The sequence below is a fragment of the Streptomyces sp. NPDC003720 genome, assembly GCF_042875075.1.
In the GTDB taxonomy this organism is placed as follows: Bacteria; Actinomycetota; Actinomycetes; order Streptomycetales; family Streptomycetaceae; genus Streptomyces.
Genome location: NZ_JBIANZ010000012.1, coordinates 98,666 through 115,982 on the forward strand (window position 1 = coordinate 98,666; position 17,317 = coordinate 115,982).

Below are 17,317 nucleotides of genomic sequence, written 5' to 3' on the forward strand. Positions count from 1 at the left end.
AGCAGAGGCATGAAAGAACACAACGACGTCCGCCGGATCTTCCTGCTGAACCCGGACCCGCGCCTCGTCCGCCAGGCCGCGCGCGCGGGAGTCCAAGTGCGCTCCATACGGGCCGACGCCACGGACGAGGCGGCCCTGCGCGCACCCCTGGCCGAAGCCGCCGAGGCGGGGCTGTGCGTCAACCCCGCCCGTGCCCTCGTGGCGCTGTCCGACCCGGCCGCGGTGCAGCGCCTCGTCCGCGACAACCGGCTCTCGCCCGGCGGTACCGAGGTGGCCCCCGGCGACCTGCGGCTGACCGTGGAGACGCTGAGCGTGCACGGCATGCACCAGGCCGTCGCGATCGTCGCCCGCACGCCCTACGGCCTGCTCCACCCCGCGCCGCTCACGGCCGACACCGCCGCCGAGGTGCGCGCGGTGGTGACCGCGCTGCTGGACCTGACCGGATACCAGTTCGGCCCGGCCCACTCCAGCGTCGCCCTCACCCCGCGCGGCCCGGTGATCACCGGCTGCCGGGCGGGCCTCGGCGACGACCCGGTGCCCGAACTGGTCAAGGCGGCCGGCGGGCTGGACCTGGCCGCCGGCGCGGTGGAGGTGCTGGCCGGGCGGCTGATCGACACGGTGCGGCCGAACTGCTTCGCCGCCGCCGCGCTGATCGGCCCGCCGTGGCGGCTGGCGGAGGCGGAGGTGGGCGTACTACCGGACGTCCGCCACGTCTCACCGCCCGAGGCGCCGCACCCCGGCCACCTCGTGGTCGGCGCCGACTCACCCGAGGTGGCGGCGGCGAGGGTGGCCTCCCTGCGGGCGCTGGTCGTCGGTGACGACACCGGGCCGGGAACGGACCGGTAACGATCCGGTAGCCGGGCCGCGCACTGTTGATACGTCGCCGGAAGAAGGACGACGACGCCAGCGACATCAACGGGAGGCGGAGTCAGGATGCTGAAGTTCTCGATCCTCGGGGCCCTGCAGATCCGTACCGTGTCCGGCCCCGCGGAGATCTCCGGCGACCTGCAGCGCACCCTGGTGCAGGCCCTGCTGATCAGCGAGGGCCAGCCGGTTTCCGGGGAGAGCCTGGTCGAGGAGATGTGGGGGGACGCCGTACCGGACAACCAGGCCAACGCCCTGCAGGCGCACATCAGCCGGCTGCGCCGCAAGCTGCGCGGCCTGGAGCCGGGCCGGGCGGGGTCCAGGGTGACCATCCACCCCTCGGGCTACCGGCTCGTCGTGGGGGACGGCGAACTGGACGCCGCCGAGTTCGTCGGCGCAGTACGGCACGCCGAGTCGTCCCGCGGGGGCGACCCGGCGTACATCGCCCGGCTGCTCGGCGACGCGCTCGCGCTCTGGCGCGGCCCGGTGTTCGGCGGGTTCGCCTGCGGGACCCTGTGCCAGCTCGCGGGCGCCCGGTACGAGGAGTACCGGATGCGCGCCATGGAACTGCGCTTCGACGCGGAGCTGCGGCTCGGCCGGCACGCGGCGGTCCTCGCCGAGCTGACCGACGCGCACACCAACCACCCGCTGCGGGAGCGGTTCTGCGAGCAGCTCATGATCGCCCTGTACTGCTCGGGCCGTCAGGCCGACGCCCTCGACGTCTTCCGCCGCATGCGCCGCCACCTCGACCTCGAACTCGGCATCCAGCCGTCGCCCGCCCTGCGCCAGGTCGAGAGCGCCATCCTGTGCCACGACCCGGCGTTGGCCGGCGATACGCGGTCCGTTCTCCCACAGCTTGCCTGAAGATGGTCTTTCTTTTGGCGCAGACCAAGGGTTAACCCTTGTAACGTGAAGTCGTCTTCCGGCGCGACAGGTTCGGGGTACAACCTAGGATTGTCCCGAACATCCGGGGGCTAGCAGGACGACGGGGCGGGGGGACGGGTTACGTGGAGTCGGCGGCTTCCGGTCTGCCTGTCGTGCGCTTCAACATCCTCGGCTCGCTGGAAGGGTGGCACGGGGACCGGCGGCTGAGACTCGGCAGTCCCACCCAGGAACGGGTGCTGGTCACGCTGTTACTGGAGCCGGGGCGCATGGTGCCGATGCCCCGGCTGGTGACCGCCGCCTGGGACGACGAGCCGCCGCAGACCGCCGGTCACCAGATCCGCAAGGCCGTCGCCGCGCTGCGCACCCGCATCCCCGGCGGCTCCTCCCTGATCGTCACCGACGGCGCCGGATACCGGGCCGTGCTCGAGGAGGAGCAGCTCGACCTGCACGAGTTCGGCCGGCGCGCGCGCGAGGCGCGGCAGGCGGTGGCCGCCGGGCGGCCCGCCGAGGCGGTCGGTCATCTGCGGGCCTGCCTGGACCTGTGGCGCGGCCCGGTCATGGCGGGCGCGGGCGGCCCGGTGATCTCCGCGGCCTCCGCCGCCCTGGAGGAGCGGCACATGGCGGTCGCCGAGCAGTACTTCGAGCTGCAGCTCGAACTCGGCGAGTCCGGCGACCTGGTGGGACCGCTGCGCGAGCTGGTCACCGCGCACCCGCTCCGGGAGACCCTGCGCGGCCGGCTGATGCTCGCCCTGTACCGGGCCGGCCGGCAGGCGGAGGCGCTGGAGGAGTTCGGCCGGATGCGCGAACTGCTCGTGGAGGAACTGGGCATCGACCCGGGCGCCGAACTGACCCGGCTGTACGAGGCGATCCTGCGCGACAGCCCCGAAGTGGCGCCCCGGGTGCCCCAGTCGGTGGCCGACCGCGCCGCCCTGCTCGTGCCGGCCCCGCCCGCCCGGCCCTCCGGGTCCGAGCCGGCGCCCTGCACCCTGCCCTACGACCTGCCGGACTTCACCGGCCGGGACGCGGAGCTGGCCCGGCTGCTGAAGGTGGGCCGGGCGTCGGCCGCCGAGCGCGCCCGGATCGTCGGCGTGGACGGCATGGGAGGCAGCGGCAAGACCGCGCTCGCGGTGCACGCCGCCCACCAGCTCGCCGCCGACTACCCCGACGGCCAGCTCTTCGTCGACCTGCGCGGATTCAGCCCCGGCGAGAAGGCCCAGGAGCCGGGCGCCGTGCTGCACTCGCTGCTGCGCAACCTGGGTGTGGCGGACGACCGCATTCCCGACGACCTGGAGAGACGCACCGCCCTGTGGCGAAGCGTTTCCGCGCAGCGCAAGCTGCTCCTCCTGCTGGACAACGCCGCCGACGCCGCACAGATCCGGCCACTGCTGCCCGCCTCCGAGGACTCCCTGGCGATCCTCACCGGCCGGGTGCGCATGCTCGACCTGGACGCCGCCGAATGGCTCTCCCTCGGGCAGCTCTCCGCCGACGACAGCACCACCCTGCTCAACCGGATGCTCGGCGACGACCGCACCGCCGCCGAGCCCGACGCCGTGGCCCTGCTGGCCGACCTGTGCGGCGGCCTGCCCCTCGCCCTGCGCATCACCACCGCCCGGCTGCGCAACCGGCCCCGCTGGACCGTCCGGTACCTGGTCGACCGGCTCGCCGACGAGACCCGGCGGCTGCGCGAGCTGAGCGCCGGGGAGCGCAGCGTCGAGGCCACGCTCCGGTTGTCGTACCAGGCGATGGAGGAGGACCAGCGCGTCGCGTTCCGGCTGCTCGGACTGCATCCGGGCAGCACCATCGACGTCCACTCCGCCGCCGCGCTGCTCGGCACCGGCGTCCACGACGCCGAGGACGCCCTCGAACTGCTCCTCGACGCGCACCTGCTGGAGCAGCACGAGGCGGGTCTCTACGGCTTCCACGACCTGGTGCGCACGTACGCGATGAGCGTGCGGGAGGCCGAGGACGACGAGGAGGCCGCGGTCGAGCGGCTGGTGTCGTACTACACGCTCGCCACCGACGTGGCCTGCGAGACGCTCTTCCCGGGCCGCAGCCGCTACGGCGACCCGCCCGCCTCCGGCGGCCCCGAACTGCCCCGGCTGGACGGTGACGACGGGGCGCTGCGCTGGTTCGACCGCGAGTACGACGCACTGCTCGCGGTCGCGACCCAGGCGGGCACGCGCGGGCTGCACCGCTACGCGGCGCTGCTCGCCCGCAACCTGCTCTTCTACCTCGATCTGCGCGGTGACTACGAGGAGTTCCGGGTGGTCGGCCGCATCGGCGTCGGCGCCTGCCGGCAGCTCGACGATCCGGCGCTGCTCAGCATCAGCCTGGGCAACCTGGCCGTGGGCCACTGGTGGCTCGGCGACTTCCAGGACGGCATCACCACCGCCCAGGAGGCCCTGGAGCTGGCCTCCGCCGACGACCGCCGGGGCGAGGCGATGTGCATCGACGTCCTCGGCCTGCTGCACGGGGCGCTCGGCAACTTCGACGAGGCCCGCACCTGGCTCGTCCAGGGCATCGCCCTGCACCAGGAGCTGGGCTCGGCCCGGATGGAGGCGCAGGCCCTGGACAACCTCAGCACGGTGGAGACCTGGTCGGGCCACTACGCCGAGGGCGCCCGGTACGCGGCCCGGGCCACCGAGCTGAACCGCAGCCTCGGCGACCGCAGCAACGAGATCGCCTCGCTCACCTGGCTGGCCCTGGCCCACCTCGGCACCGACGAGGACGAACGCGCCCGCGCCTGTCTCGCCCAGGCGCTCGAACTGTGCGACGAGTCCCGCAAGCCGGCCAACGTGGCCGTGGTCCTCGCCCACTGGGCGCAGGTCTGCCAGCGGCTCGGCGAGGTGCGCTCGGCCGCCGAACACGCCGAGCGAGCCCTGGAACTGGTCTCCGCCGAGGGCACGGCGCTGCGCCAGGCGTCCGTGGTCAACGTCGTCGCACTCGTTCACCTGCGGCGCGGCGCGCCCGAGCGGGCGATGGAACTGCACCGCCACGCCTACGAACTGGCGTCCCGCCTCGGCTACCGCATCGAGATGGCCCGCGCCCTGCTCGGCCTCGCGGAAGCCGCCCGGGAACTCGGCGACGACTCCACGGCCCACACCCACCGGCAGGCGGCGGAGGCCCTCTTCGACGCGATGGGCGTGACCCGGGAGGGCCGCCGCCTCTAGCCCGGCCCGACCGCCCTGTGCCGCCCCACGGACACGGCGCCCGGCGTCCCGGCCGCCGCCTGACCGCCGACGCGGTGTCCGGCGGCCCCCGCACGGCGGACCGGACCGACCCGGTCGACGAACCTCTGGCCCGGCGGCCGATCAGGCCTACGGCCGGCGAGCGGATCGGAGTGCCGACGGCCGTGCCCGGGGCCGTGCCTGGCCGGATGGTCGGAACCCGGCGTTCATGCGAAACGGCACCGGCGGGGTGGGGCCCGGCCGATGCCGTTGGCGTGGGGGCGCCGGGGAGGCGCGGTGGGGTCAGCCCCGGGTGAAGCCGGGGCCGTGTCCGTTGGCCAGGGCCGGGGCGTCCGCCTGGTGGCCCGCGAAGCCGGCCACGTGCACCAGGGCGTTCTGCACACCGGTCGCCGGAACGGCCGCGGCGGTACCGAGTGCGAGGACACCGGCGCCGGTGAGCGCGGCCAGAACCGTCTTCGTACGAAGTGCGATGGTGGTGCGCATGTCGTGACTCCCCCTGGGTATACGGATCGGGATGCGGCCGCCGTTCTCTCCCTGGCGACGCAACCGATGCTGGGGGGAGCCGATCCCCATGCCGTCCCCAGCGGTTACCGGCACAGGTCGCGCTCCCGGTACTCCCGGTTTCAACCGCTCACGGGGCTCCCAAGTCACCCTTGAACGTGCGTTGTGACCTGCTCGGACTTCCAGGCCGTTCAGCGTCCCGACGGGGGGATCGTCTCGGCCAGGTGGCGAGGAGGGCCGGACCCGGCGGCCGGCCGGCGAGCGAGTCCCTGAAGCGGCCGGCACAGGCGACGGCGAGGGCGTCGGTCGTCATGGCCCGGAATCGTGACCGGTGCCGCCGACGGTCCAGGGGATACCGGTCACACGACCTGTTTCCCGTTCGGTGTCACGCGTCCGTGCACCGCACACGAAGGCCGGCGCAACGGGAATTCACCTGGAATTCACCGCGGCGCCGGCCAGGAAAAGGCAGGAGCCCCGTCGCCATACGGCGTGGGGCTCCTTGGGTACTGCACTCAGGTTCTGCGATCAGGCAGTGATCAGACGGGGGTGACGTTCTCCGCCTGCGGACCCTTCGGGCCCTGCGTCACGTCGAAGGAGACCTGCTGGTTCTCCTCGAGCGAACGGAAGCCCTGGGCGTTGATCGCGGAGTAGTGAACGAAGACGTCGGGGCCGCCGCCCTCCTGGGCGATGAAGCCAAAGCCCTTTTCGGCGTTGAACCACTTAACGGTTCCGGTAGCCATAAGCCCTCCTTGGGCCCAAAAGGGTTGCCCTGCTCCAGAACCTGCACGTGCGAAACGGTGCTGCACAACTGCATTCGTCTGAAAACGACGAGAGCCCGCGGTCACATGCTCCGCAGGCTCTGTACTGCAAGGGAAACCAAACTGCAACTTGCGGCGAGCCTAGCACGCGGGCAGCCGGAAGCAATAGAGGCCAAGATCACTTCACCCGAATGTTTGAACGGCCACTCGGGTGGGTTGACGGTGGGGCCGGTCTCGGCACCGTACCGCAAGGGGTCTAGTCTCGCGATGTGGACAATTCTCGCACCCGGCCGCGCGTCGGCCACATCCAGTTCCTGAACTGCCTGCCCCTGTACTGGGGGCTCGCGAGAACCGGCACGCTCCTCGATTTCCAGCTGACGAAGGACACGCCGGAAAAGCTCAGCGAGCAGCTCGTGCGCGGCGACCTCGACATCGGTCCGGTCACCCTCGTGGAGTTCCTGCGCAACGCCGACGATCTCGTGGCCTTCCCGGACATCGCCGTCGGCTGCGACGGCCCGGTGATGTCCTGCGTGATCGTCTCGCAGGTCCCGCTCGACCGGCTGGACGGCGCCCGGGTCGCCCTCGGTTCGACCTCGCGCACGTCGGTCAGGCTGGCCCAGCTCCTGCTGGCGGAACGCTTCGGCGTCCAGCCGGACTACTACACCTGTCCGCCCGACCTCAGCCTGATGATGCAGGAGGCGGACGCCGCCGTCCTGATCGGCGACGCCGCCCTGCGCGCCAACCTCATCGACGGCCCCCGCTTCGGCCTGGAGGTGCACGACCTGGGCGCGCTGTGGAAGGAGTGGACCGGGCTGCCGTTCGTCTTCGCGGTCTGGGCGGCCCGCCGCGACTACGCCGAGCGCGAGCCGTTCATCACCCGCAAGGTCCACGAGGCCTTCCTCGCCTCCCGCAACCTCTCGCTGGAGGAGGTCGGCAAGGTCGCCGAGCAGGCCGCCCGCTGGGAGTCCTTCGACGAGGCCACCCTCGAGCAGTACTTCACCACCCTCGACTTCAGCTTCGGCGCACCGCAGCTGAAGGCCGTCGCCGAGTTCGCCGGCCGGGTCGGCCCGACGACCGGCTTCCCGGCGGACGTGAAGGTGGATCTGCTTCAGCCGTGATCGCCGCGGCACTACGCTGCCGCAGTAGAGGCGTTACGGGGGAGAGGTGCGCGCCATGCAGCCGCTCGGAGCCGACGAACCGGCCGCCGTCGGGCCCTACCGGCTGCTCGGCCGGCTGGGCTCCGGCGGCATGGGCCGGGTCTACCTGGGCCGCAGCGCGGGCGGCCGCACGGTCGCCGTGAAGATCGTGCATCCGCACTACGCGCTGGACGAGCAGTTCCGCGCCCGCTTCCGGCGGGAGGTCGAGGCCGCCCGCCGGGTCGGCGGCGCCTGGACCGCGCCCGTCCTGGACGCGGACCCGGAGGCAGCCGTGCCCTGGGTCGCCACCGCCTACGCGGCGGGCCCGTCCCTCGCCGCGGCCGTCACGGACGGCGGCCCGCTGCCCGCGCGGACCGTGCGGGCCCTGGGTGCGGGCCTGGCCGAGGCGCTCACCGCCGTGCACGAACTGGGCCTGGTGCACCGGGACGTGAAGCCCTCCAACGTGCTGCTCACCCTGGACGGCCCGCTGCTCATCGACTTCGGCATCGCCCGCGCCACGGACGGCACCGCGTCCCTCACCTCGACCGGAGTCTCCGTCGGCTCGCCCGGCTACATGTCCCCCGAGCAGATCCTCGGCAAGGGCGTCACCGGAGCGGCCGACGTCTTCTCCCTGGGCGCGGTGCTGGCCTACGCGGCGACCGGTGAGCCCCCGTTCCCGGGTGACTCCTCGGCCGCGCTGCTCTACAGGGTCGTCCACGAGGAACCGGAACTCGGCGGTCTCACCGGCGAGTTGCGCGACGCGGCGGCCGCCTGCCTGGCCAAGGACCCGGCGGCCCGCCCGGCCCCGGCGGAGCTGGCCCGCCGGCTCGCCCCCGAGGGCACCGCCCGCCTGGTCGCCGGCGGCTGGCTGCCGGGCACGCTGGTGGAGCAGGTCAGCCGGAGCGCCGTGAGCCTGCTCAACCTGGAGACGGCCGAGACCGCGCCGTCCGGCCCGGTGAACTTCAGCAGCCCCTCGGTGGGCGGCACTTCGGACGCCGTGCCCCGCACCGACGAGCCGGGCCGGACCGGGCGGCCCGAAGAGGCGCCGCCCGCGGGGGTGTTCGGGCCGGCTCCGCCGATGACCCCGCCTCCGCCGACCGGCGCCCCGGACGGCTCCGCCGCGCGGCCGGGCGGCGGGGACGGGGAACCGTCGTCCGCCGGGGCCGGGCCGCAGGACGGGCGGCCGGCGCCCGGCAGGGTCACCGTGAGCGTGGCGGCGACGTCCACGCCGGGCGACAAGGGGCGCGGACGCCGGGTGACCTGCACCGTCGCGCTGGCCGTGGCGGGCGTCGCGGCCGCGGCGGCGGTGGGACTCGGGGCGCTGCTCAAGCCGTGGGCCGGCGGCGGCGAAGACACGGCGGGCAGCGCACCGCGGCCGTCCCGCTCGGCCGGCGCCTCGGCCACCGGGGCGCCCGACGCGAGCGGCGGCACGCCGGGCGCGATCCCGGCCCGCTACCTCGGCACCTGGGAAGGCCAGGCCAGCGGACTCGGCGGCAGCCTGCCCATGGGCACCTTCCGGCTCACCGTGCACAAGGCGGCGTTGGGGGAGGAGCTGGGCCGGCTGCGGCAGACCGACCAGCTCGGCGGAGTCTGCGTCGACATCCTCACCCTGAAGCAGGTGACGCCGTCGCGGATCGTGGCGACCTCGACCGGGGCGAAGTCCAACCACGCCGGCTGCGACCCGGCGCCGCACCCGGTGGAGCTGACGCCGGTCGGCGACGACCTTCGTTACTCCGGGCAGAGCGCGGCCGAGGGCGATCCGGTGGCCCGGTTGTCGAAGGCCGGCTGAGGCGAACGGGACCGCGCGGAAAGGGGAGAGCGGATGGACGCCGCAGGGGTGAGCACGCAGGCGCTGGTCCTCGCCGCCGGGCTGTGGGGCGCGGCGGCCGGATCGCTGCTGCCCAGAGCCGCCTACCGCTTCGCGGTCCCGGCCGGAGAGCCGTGGCGGGAGCGGTGCGGGCGGGGGCACCCGGTCCGCGGCTGGCTCGGGCCGGCGCGGTGCGGGCGGTGCGCGGCCGGAGCGGTGCCGGGACCGGGGGCGACGCGGCCGCCGGTGGAGGTGCCCGCACCGACGGCGGCGGCGCCGGGCGCCGGGGAGCCGACGGAGGCTCAGGAGACGGCGCGGGCACCGTACTCGCCGTCCGCCGCGCTCCTCGCCGTCACCACCGCCCTCGCCTGCGCCGCCCTCGCCGCCGCCACCGGTACCCGGCCCGAGCTGGGCGTCTGGCTGCTGCTCGCGCCGGTGTGGGTGCTGCTGGCCGCCGTGGACGTACGGGTGCGGCGGCTGCCCGACCCGCTGACCCTGCCGCTCGCGGCCGCCGGGCTCGGCCTGCTCGCCCTCGCGGCCCTGCTGCCGGAGCACGCCGGCGACTGGTCCACGGCGCTGTACGGCGCGCTCGCGCTCGGCGGCGGCTACCTCGTGCTGTTCCTGGTCAACCCGTCCGGCATGGGCTTCGGCGACGTGAAGCTCGCGCTCGGCATGGGCGCGGTGCTCGGTTGGTACGGCTGGCCGGCCCTGCTGCTCGGCGCCTTCGCCGGGTTCCTGCTCGGCGCGCTCTACGGCGGCGCGCTCGTCCTCGCCCGGCGGGCGGGCCGCGGGACGGCCATCCCCTTCGGGCCGTTCCTCATCGCCGGCGCCTTCGCCGGGCTGCTGATCGGCGCCTACGCGGCCTGACAGCGGACGGCCGAAGTGCCTGGCGTAGGCTGGTCCGGTCTGTCCACAACCCTTGACGAAAGGGACGCCCGGTGTCCGAGAAGGCCGACCTCCAGCCCGTCCTCGACCGTGCCGCCGCCGGTGGGCGGATCACCCCCGAAGAGGCGCTGGTCCTCTACCGCGACGCTCCGCTGCACGCACTGGGCGCCGCCGCCGACGCCGTGCGCCGCCGCAAGTACGCGGGCATCGAGCACATCGCCACGTACATCATCGAGCGCAACATCAACTACACGAACGTGTGCGTCACGGCGTGCCGGTTCTGCGCCTTCTACGCGGCCCCCAAGGACGCCGACAAGGGCTGGACCCGCGACCTCGACGACATCCTGCGCCGCTGCGCGGAGACCGTGGAGCTGGGCGGCACCCAGATCATGTTCCAGGGCGGCCATCACCCGGACTACGGCGTCGAGTACTACGAGAAGCACTTCAAGGCCATCAAGGACGCCTTTCCCCAGCTCGTGATCCACTCGCTGGGCGCCTCCGAGGTCGAGCACATGGCCCGGATCAGCGGTGTCCCGGTGGAAGAGGCCATCACCCGGATCCACGCGGCGGGCCTGGACTCCTTCGCCGGCGCCGGCGCCGAACTCCTGCCCGAGCGGCCGCGCAAGGCGATCGCCCCGCTGAAGGAGAGCGGCGAGCGCTGGCTGGAGATCATGGAGATCGCGCACGGGCTGGGCGTGGAGTCGACGTCCACCATGCTCATGGGCACCGGCGAGACCAACGCCGAGCGCATCGAGCACCTGCGCATGATCCGTGACGTGCAGGACCGCACGGGCGGCTTCCGGGCCTTCATCCCGTACACCTACCAGCCCGAGAACAACCACCTGAAGGGCCGCACCCAGGCCACCCTCTTCGAGTACCTGCGGATGATCGCCATCGCCCGCCTCTTCCTGGACAACGTCCAGCACATCCAGGGCTCTTGGCTGACCACCGGCAAGGAGGTCGGCCAGCTCTCCCTGCACTACGGCGCGGACGACCTCGGCTCGATCATGCTGGAGGAGAACGTGGTCTCCTCCGCCGGCGCCAAGCACCGCTCGAACCGGCTCGAGATCATCGACCTCATCCGCAAGGCGGGCCGCGTCCCGGCCCAGCGCGCCACGACGTACGAGCACCTCGTGGTGCACGACGACCCGGCGAACGACCCGGTCGACGACCGCGTGGTCTCCCACATCTCCTCCACGGCGATCGACGGCGGCACGGCCCACCCGGAACTGAAGCTGCTGGCGTCCAACTGACGCCGCCGTGCTGACCCTTCACCTCGCCGAGCGGTCCCCGCAGGCCGCGGTCCTGGTCGACGGGGCGTCCGTCGCCGCCGTCGGCCCCTACGAGGAGCTGGCCGCCGCCGAGCCCCGGGCGAGGGTCCGGCGCTGGCCCGGCATCCTCACCCCGGGGCTGCTGAACCCGTACGGCCCGGAGCTGCTGGAGGCGACCTACCACCCCGACCCGCGCGAGGCGGACGAGTTCGGCACCGAGCCCATCGCCGGAGCGCGGGCGCGGGAGATCCTGCGCGCCGACCCCGCGCGCCTGGGCGCGAGCGCGCGGCGCGGGGTGCAGCGGATGCTGGCGCACGGCACCGTCGCGGTGGCCGGGGAGCTGCGGTCGAGGGCCGCGGCCGACGCGGTGCGCCGGGCCGGACTCGCGGTGGGCCGGCGGCCGGACCGCCTCCCGGGCCCGGCGGCGCTGTCCCCGGTCCCGCTGATCCTGCTGCCGGCGCTGGCCCCGGGCGGACCCGCCCGGTTCGCCGTGTTCGACGTCGCGGACCGCGCCGAACTGGTCCGGCGCGGCGCCGGGACCTGCGTGGCGACCGTGATCGGCGGCCGGCTGGTGTACCGCGGCCGCTGACCGGCCTCAGCCGGAGAACCGCTTCCCGAACGCCCCCGGACTCCGGTCCACCCCGGTGCTCGACCGGCTCTGGGAGGTGCCCGCCGTCGAGCGGTACCTGCCGCTCGACGGCCAGTGGTTCGTGTCCGGCGTCGGCTGGGTCCTCATCGCAGTGTTCGTGCTCTCGTGCGGCCGGCTGGAGGACGTGGCCTCGAAGAAGAAGCCGCGACCGGTCCCGGGAGGGCGTGCTGCAACAATGGGCGGGTGACCCGCGCCTCTCTGAACAAGCAGCCGCACGAAGTCGCCTCGATGTTCGACGACGTGGCGGAACGGTACGACCTGACGAACGACGTACTGTCGCTCGGCCAGGACCGGCGCTGGCGCAAGGAGGTGGCGAAGGCGGTCGACGCGCGCCCGGCGCAGAAGGTCCTCGACCTCGCGGCCGGCACGGCGACGTCCTCGCTGCCCTTCGCGCGCACCGGCGCCTACGTCGTCCCGTGCGACTTCTCCCTCGGGATGCTCCAGGTCGGCAAGAAGAAGCACACCTGGCTGCCGTTCACGGCGGGCGACGCGACCAGGCTGCCGTTCAAGGACGACACCTTCGACGCCGTGACGATCTCCTTCGGCCTGCGCAACGTGCAGGACACGGACGCGGCGCTGCGGGAGATGCACCGGGTGACCCGGCCCGGCGGACGCGTGGTGATCTGCGAGTTCTCGCACCCCACCTGGGCGCCCTTCCGGACCGTCTACACCGAGTACCTGATGCGCGCGCTGCCGCCGGTCGCCCGGTCGGTCTCCTCCAACCCGGACGCCTACGTCTACCTCGCCGAGTCCATCCGCGCCTGGCCCGACCAGCGCGGCCTCGCCGAGCGGCTGGGCAAGGCGGGCTGGTCGAGGGTGGCGTGGCGCAACCTCACCGGCGGTGTGGTCGCGCTGCACCGGGGCTTCAAGGAGGGCTGAGCCCGGCCGGCGGGCGGCGGCCGCCGCTCACCGGTCGATCATCGCGAAGGGGTCGCCGGCCTCGCCCAGTTCGCGCCGCATCCCGCCCGTGGGCGGCCGCGGGATGCGTGGCTCGCGCACGCCTCCGCCGCCCTCGCCGTCACCGAAGTCGAACCACACGTACACCACGGAGTCCGGCGGCACCTCGGCGCCGGGCTGCGGATACTGGCGTACGACGTAGTCGACCACCGTGTGCGCGAAGTCCGGGCGGTCCGGCGCGTTGAGGAACAGCCCTCGGGCCCGGGCCGTCTCGCGCGCGTCCATGGCCATCAGGCCGACCAGACGGGGAACGCGCGCTTCGGGTGTTTTGGGTGTTATGAGCACAGATGTCACCCCCAGCGGTACTGGAAGGGTAACGCGGGCTCGGGCCGCCCGGAAGCGACATGTGTCTTTCTGTGACAGTTGGTGACTCTCAGTCACAGATCCAGTCGGTAGCAGTGCCCCTGACGGGCCGAGGCCGGCGTCGTGAACGTCTCCGCGAGCCGCATGCCCAGGCGCCGGGTGACCGCGATGGACCGTTCGTTGCGCGCGTCGACCATCGCCACCACCCCGCCCACCCCGGCCGCCCGCAGCCGGTCCAGCGTCTCCTCGGCGGCGGCCGTGGCGTACCCGCGCCCCCAGTGCGCCCGGCCCAGCCGCCAGCCGATCTCGATCTCGCCCGCCGGCCCCCACGCGTGCGGCCACGGCTGGGCACCGGTGAAGCCCACGACGCCGCCCTCGTCGTCCAGCACCGACCACAGGCAGAACCCCCGCTCCGCGTCGTGCCGGCGCTGGCGCGCGGTCAGCTCCTCGTACACCGACACCTCGGCCGCCCGGCCGCCGTGGAACTCCATGACCTCCGGGTCGTCGAAGACCCGGTGCCAGGAGAACGCGTCCTCGTCGGTGGGCACACGCAGCCGTACAGCGGGGAGAGCTCGGTTCACGGGGCAGCCCTTCAGCCGGGTGATCAGTACTGCTGAATAGACTGCCCATGTCCAGTGCCGGTCGGCACGCAGATTTCGAACTTGGGGAGATCCCGCCGTGACAGTCGTGACTGAGCCCCTCTCCGAGAACACCGCCGATGTGATCGTCGTCGGCGCGGGGCCGGCCGGCTCCACCACCGCGTACCACCTCGCCAAGGCCGGGCTCGACGTCCTCCTGCTGGAGAAGACCGAGTTCCCGCGCGAGAAGGTCTGCGGCGACGGCCTCACCCCGCGCGCGGTCAAGCAGCTCGTGGCGATGGGCATCGACGTCTCCGAGGAGGCCGGCTGGCTGCGCAACAAGGGCCTGCGCATCATCGGCGGCGGCAGCCGTCTCCAGCTCGACTGGCCCGACCTCGCCTCGTTCCCGGACTACGGCCTCGTCCGCAAGCGCGACGACTTCGACGAGCAGCTCGCCCGCAACGCCCAGAAGGCCGGCGCCCGCCTCTTCGAGCGCTGCAACGTCTCCGGGCCGGTCGTCGACGACCGCACCGGCCGCATCACCGGCGTGACCGCCAAGCTCGGCGAGGAGAAGCGCGAGGTCACCTTCCGCGCGCCGCTCGTCGTCGCCGCCGACGGCAACTCCACCCGCCTGTCCCTCGCGATGGGCCTGCACCGCCGCGAGGACCGCCCGATGGGCGTCGCGGTGCGCACCTACTTCACCTCCCCCCGCCACGACGACGACTACCTGGAGTCCTGGCTGGAGCTGTGGGACCGGCGCGGCGCCCAGGAGCGCCTGCTGCCCGGCTACGGCTGGGTCTTCGGCATGGGCGACGGCACCTCCAACGTCGGCCTCGGCGTGCTGAACACCTCCGCCTCCTTCAAGGAGCTGGACTGGCGCGAGGTCCTCAAGGCCTGGTGCGCGTCCATGCCCGAGGACTGGGGCTACACCCCCGAGAACATGACCGGCCCGATCCGCGGCGCCGCGCTGCCCATGGCCTTCAACCGCCAGCCGCACTACACGAAGGGCCTGCTGCTCGTCGGCGACGCGGGCGGCCTGGTGAACCCCTTCAACGGCGAGGGCATCGCCTACGCCATGGAGTCCGGCCAGATCGCCGCCGACGTCGTCGTCCAGGCCCACGCGCGCGCGACGCCCGCCCAGCGCGAGATCGCCCTGCAGCGCTACCCGCGCGTCCTCAAGGACACCTACGGCGGCTACTACAGCCTGGGCCGCGCCTTCGTGAAGCTGATCGGCAATCCGAAGGTCATGCAGATCGCCGCCCAGCGCGGTCTGACCCATCCCGTCCTGATGAAGTTCACCCTGAAGCTGCTGGCGAACCTCACCGACCCGACGGGCGGCGACGCGATGGACCGCATCATCAACGGCCTGAGCAGGGTCGCGCCGAAGGCGTGAGGGACCGCGCCCCGGCCGCGACCGGGGCGCGTGCGCGGGCGCGCAGACAGCGGCGGCCCGGCGGACATGGTCATCGTCCGCCGGGCCGCCGTCCGTCGTGGTGGGCCTTCCTCAGGACGGACGCGAGGGCCGCTGCCCCCGAGCGGCTGCGGCCCTCGCGTCCCTGAAGGCGTGTGAGGCGCTCAGAGCACCCGGACCGCGCCGGTGGGCGGGTCGTACGACAGCGGCTTCTCCTGGACGCCGCTGGAGGGGTTCTGGGCACCGACGAACATACCGTCGCCGACGTACACCGCCACGTGGTACGCGCTGCCCGCGCTGCCCCAGTAGAGGATGTCGCCGGGCTGGAGGTTGCTCAGCGACACCTGGGTGCCGGCCGTCGACTGGTCCTGGGAGACGCGCGGCAGGCTGATGCCGACCTGCTTGAAGGCCGTCTGCACCAGGCCGGAGCAGTCGTACGCGGACGGGCCGGTGGCGCCGGAGACGTAGGCCTTGCCGACCTGGGCCTTCACGAAGGAGACGATCGCCGCCGCCGAACCGGTGGCGGTGGACGTGCTCGTGCTCGTGCCGGCGGAGACGCCGGTGCTCGCCGTGGTGGACAGCGTCGTGCGCTCGGCGCTGCGCGCGGCACGCGCGGCGGCGGCCTTGCGGGCGGCCTCCTGAGCCTTCTTCTTGGCCTCCGCGGCCTTCTGCTTGGCCTCCGCGAGGTCCGACTTGGCCTGCTTCGCGGCGTTCGCGGCGGCCGCGTCGCGCTCGGCCTGCAGTTCGTAGTTGGCCGCGGCCTGCTGGGTGGCGTCCGCGGACTGGGCGACCTGAGCGGCCAGGTCGGCCGTCAGCGTGGGCAGTTCGAGGGTCTGCGTCACCGGCTCGGCAGCGTTCGCCGATCCGGACGCCCCGGCTACTGCCAGGGTGCTGAGGACGCCACCGGCAACTCCGGCCCGCATCGCGAGGGTCGACGCGCTGCGGCGGGGCTTCCGGTGGCTGCGTATGTGAGCGGTGTGGGACATGGGAACAACCGGTACCAGGGGCTCCTTCATATCTACAAGAAACGTGTGGTGCGCCACAGTTGCTCAATGGCGGCCTCAAAAGCCCGTCGCGTCACTCTTTATTGACGCCGTAACGGACATTGCGGACGCCCGTGATCAAGCCCTTGATCACGGTCTTTGATCATTACGTCCGAATTGCCCCGCGCCTACCACTCGTTCGGGTCGTTGGCCAAGCCCCGTTCTCAGACACCTCTCATCAATGTGGCGGAGGTCACGGAACGGTTAACCGGAGGGCGACGTCCCGCGCGTGCGGGAGGTGATGCCGGGGTGAGGGAGAGGCGGACGGCCGTTCGTGAACGCGTGCACGTGCCCGGCCCGCGTCCACACCTCGCCCCGGACCTCCCTCCGACGTGTGAACGCGTTCCTCTATCAGGGGGCCGCGTCCAGAGCCAATTTGCATGCAACGGAACTCTCTTGATATTGAGACGACCCCTCCCACCTGCGGTGACGAGCGAAAATGTCACTTCTGGTGATCAGCTGGACGCTTCGCGTACGAAGATCACTCATCATCCGGCTTCATGATCCTTCGTCAGGTGGTGGAGATCACAAAGGTTGTGGAATACCCCGTGTCGCAGATCACAGAGCGGCAGGCATAAGATGCGAGGCAGTTGGGCTTGTGACCTGCTTCACATGTTCTCGATCTTCGCCGGGACGAGCGGGGTTCGTGGGACCGGTGGGGCGGACGTGAGTCCGGTGCAACCGCCAGCAGTCAGTGCCGACTGAGAGGAGCGAGGAGCGGTGAACGCGTATGCGCCCATCCTCGTACTGGGAGCCCTCGGGGCAGGCTTTGCGATCTTCTCCGTGGTCATGGCCACGCTGATCGGTCCGAAGCGGTACAACCGCGCCAAGCTCGAGGCCTACGAGTGCGGCATCGAGCCGACCCCCACGCCGGCCGGCGGCGGGCGCTTCCCCATCAAGTACTACCTGACGGCGATGCTCTTCATCGTCTTCGACATCGAGATCGTCTTCCTCTACCCCTGGGCCGTCACCTTCGACGCCCTGGGGATCTTCGGGCTCGTGGAGATGCTGCTCTTCGTGCTCACCGTCTTCGTCGCGTACGCGTACGTATGGCGGCGCGGCGGCCTGGAATGGGACTGAG

At 72.7% G+C, this 17,317-nt stretch carries 17 protein-coding genes; 12 read left to right on the plus strand and 5 right to left on the minus strand.

All coding sequences use genetic code 11. The features are described from left to right. Positions 1 to 9: 9 nt before the first annotated feature. From ACFYU0_RS30325 to ACFYU0_RS30335, 3 genes are all read left to right on the plus strand, one after another. Positions 10 to 846, plus strand: a complete 837-nt coding sequence (locus ACFYU0_RS30325; RefSeq protein ID WP_389305287.1) for a hypothetical protein — start codon at positions 10 to 12, stop codon at positions 844 to 846. 87 nt (positions 847 to 933) lie between these two features. Further along, a complete protein-coding gene (locus ACFYU0_RS30330; RefSeq protein ID WP_351667669.1) occupies positions 934 to 1,728 on the plus strand; it encodes an AfsR/SARP family transcriptional regulator in 795 nt (264 codons plus the stop codon). 143 nt (positions 1,729 to 1,871) lie between these two features. Beyond that, on the plus strand, positions 1,872 to 4,919 hold the full coding sequence (locus tag ACFYU0_RS30335) for a BTAD domain-containing putative transcriptional regulator (RefSeq protein ID WP_389305289.1): 3,048 nt from the start codon (positions 1,872 to 1,874) through the stop codon (positions 4,917 to 4,919). A 300-nt stretch (positions 4,920 to 5,219) separates the two neighbouring features. Here ACFYU0_RS30335 and ACFYU0_RS30340 read toward each other — a convergent pair whose 3' ends face one another. Both ACFYU0_RS30340 and ACFYU0_RS30345 read right to left on the minus strand, forming a co-directional pair. Next, positions 5,220 to 5,420, minus strand: coding sequence for a hypothetical protein (locus ACFYU0_RS30340; protein ID WP_351667673.1), 201 nt, complete (start codon positions 5,418 to 5,420; stop codon positions 5,220 to 5,222). 554 nt (positions 5,421 to 5,974) lie between these two features. Next, positions 5,975 to 6,178, minus strand: coding sequence for a cold-shock protein (locus tag ACFYU0_RS30345; protein WP_003974443.1), 204 nt, complete (start codon positions 6,176 to 6,178; stop codon positions 5,975 to 5,977). 287 nt (positions 6,179 to 6,465) lie between these two features. Here ACFYU0_RS30345 and ACFYU0_RS30350 point away from each other — a divergent pair, with 287 nt between their 5' ends. The 7 genes from ACFYU0_RS30350 (at position 6,466) to ACFYU0_RS30380 (ending at position 12,823) form a co-directional block, all read left to right on the plus strand. Continuing rightward, positions 6,466 to 7,314: a menaquinone biosynthesis protein gene (locus tag ACFYU0_RS30350; protein ID WP_351667675.1), complete on the plus strand. Its 849-nt coding sequence runs from the start codon at positions 6,466 to 6,468 to the stop codon at positions 7,312 to 7,314. Between the two features lie 55 nt (positions 7,315 to 7,369). Further along, positions 7,370 to 9,121: a serine/threonine-protein kinase gene (locus ACFYU0_RS30355; RefSeq protein ID WP_389305292.1), complete on the plus strand. Its 1,752-nt coding sequence runs from the start codon at positions 7,370 to 7,372 to the stop codon at positions 9,119 to 9,121. A gap of 33 nt (positions 9,122 to 9,154) precedes the next feature. Further along, entirely contained in the window at positions 9,155 to 10,006 is an 852-nt protein-coding gene (locus ACFYU0_RS30360; RefSeq protein WP_389305294.1) for a prepilin peptidase, read from the plus strand. A 71-nt stretch (positions 10,007 to 10,077) separates the two neighbouring features. Then, positions 10,078 to 11,277, plus strand: coding sequence for a cyclic dehypoxanthinyl futalosine synthase (mqnC, locus tag ACFYU0_RS30365; protein ID WP_389305296.1), 1,200 nt, complete (start codon positions 10,078 to 10,080; stop codon positions 11,275 to 11,277). Positions 11,278 to 11,284: 7 nt separating this feature from the next. Then, positions 11,285 to 11,884, plus strand: coding sequence for a hypothetical protein (locus ACFYU0_RS30370; protein ID WP_389305298.1), 600 nt, complete (start codon positions 11,285 to 11,287; stop codon positions 11,882 to 11,884). A 55-nt stretch (positions 11,885 to 11,939) separates the two neighbouring features. Then, positions 11,940 to 12,131, plus strand: coding sequence for a hypothetical protein (locus tag ACFYU0_RS30375; protein ID WP_389305300.1), 192 nt, complete (start codon positions 11,940 to 11,942; stop codon positions 12,129 to 12,131). Beyond that, positions 12,128 to 12,823 carry a demethylmenaquinone methyltransferase gene (locus ACFYU0_RS30380; RefSeq protein ID WP_389305302.1) on the plus strand — a complete coding sequence of 232 codons (696 nt, stop codon included), beginning with the start codon at positions 12,128 to 12,130 and terminating at the stop codon, positions 12,821 to 12,823. The genes ACFYU0_RS30375 and ACFYU0_RS30380 overlap by 4 nt, the downstream gene beginning before the upstream one ends. 27 nt (positions 12,824 to 12,850) lie before the next feature. Here ACFYU0_RS30380 and ACFYU0_RS30385 read toward each other — a convergent pair whose 3' ends face one another. Both ACFYU0_RS30385 and ACFYU0_RS30390 read right to left on the minus strand, forming a co-directional pair. Further along, entirely contained in the window at positions 12,851 to 13,186 is a 336-nt protein-coding gene (locus ACFYU0_RS30385; RefSeq protein WP_351667687.1) for a PASTA domain-containing protein, read from the minus strand. A gap of 92 nt (positions 13,187 to 13,278) precedes the next feature. After that, on the minus strand, positions 13,279 to 13,785 hold the full coding sequence (locus tag ACFYU0_RS30390; protein WP_351667689.1) for a GNAT family N-acetyltransferase: 507 nt from the start codon (positions 13,783 to 13,785) through the stop codon (positions 13,279 to 13,281). 97 nt (positions 13,786 to 13,882) lie between these two features. Between ACFYU0_RS30390 and ACFYU0_RS30395 the strand changes: the two genes are divergently transcribed. Further along, on the plus strand, positions 13,883 to 15,175 hold the full coding sequence (locus tag ACFYU0_RS30395; protein ID WP_351667691.1) for a geranylgeranyl reductase family protein: 1,293 nt from the start codon (positions 13,883 to 13,885) through the stop codon (positions 15,173 to 15,175). Between the two features lie 182 nt (positions 15,176 to 15,357). Here the strand turns inward: ACFYU0_RS30395 and ACFYU0_RS30400 are convergent, their stop codons facing one another. Then, on the minus strand, positions 15,358 to 16,179 hold the full coding sequence (locus tag ACFYU0_RS30400; RefSeq protein WP_389305305.1) for a C40 family peptidase: 822 nt from the start codon (positions 16,177 to 16,179) through the stop codon (positions 15,358 to 15,360). A 777-nt stretch (positions 16,180 to 16,956) separates the two neighbouring features. Between ACFYU0_RS30400 and ACFYU0_RS30405 the strand changes: the two genes are divergently transcribed. Next, complete coding sequence (locus ACFYU0_RS30405) at positions 16,957 to 17,316, plus strand: NADH-quinone oxidoreductase subunit A (RefSeq protein ID WP_003992243.1); 360 nt, start codon at positions 16,957 to 16,959, stop codon at positions 17,314 to 17,316. The last annotated feature ends 1 nt before the right edge of the window (position 17,317 follow it).

Coding starts and splice junctions, on each gene's coding strand:
- ACFYU0_RS30325 (WP_389305287.1), top strand. CDS start 10: ATGAAAGAACACAACGACGTCCGCCGGATCTTCCTGCTGAACCCGGAC.
- ACFYU0_RS30330 (WP_351667669.1), top strand. CDS start 934: ATGCTGAAGTTCTCGATCCTCGGGGCCCTGCAGATCCGTACCGTGTCC.
- ACFYU0_RS30340 (WP_351667673.1), bottom strand. CDS start 5,420: ATGCGCACCACCATCGCACTTCGTACGAAGACGGTTCTGGCCGCGCTC.
- ACFYU0_RS30345 (WP_003974443.1), bottom strand. CDS start 6,178: ATGGCTACCGGAACCGTTAAGTGGTTCAACGCCGAAAAGGGCTTTGGC.
- ACFYU0_RS30355 (WP_389305292.1), top strand. CDS start 7,370: ATGCAGCCGCTCGGAGCCGACGAACCGGCCGCCGTCGGGCCCTACCGG.
- ACFYU0_RS30360 (WP_389305294.1), top strand. CDS start 9,155: ATGGACGCCGCAGGGGTGAGCACGCAGGCGCTGGTCCTCGCCGCCGGG.
- ACFYU0_RS30400 (WP_389305305.1), bottom strand. CDS start 16,179: ATGTCCCACACCGCTCACATACGCAGCCACCGGAAGCCCCGCCGCAGC.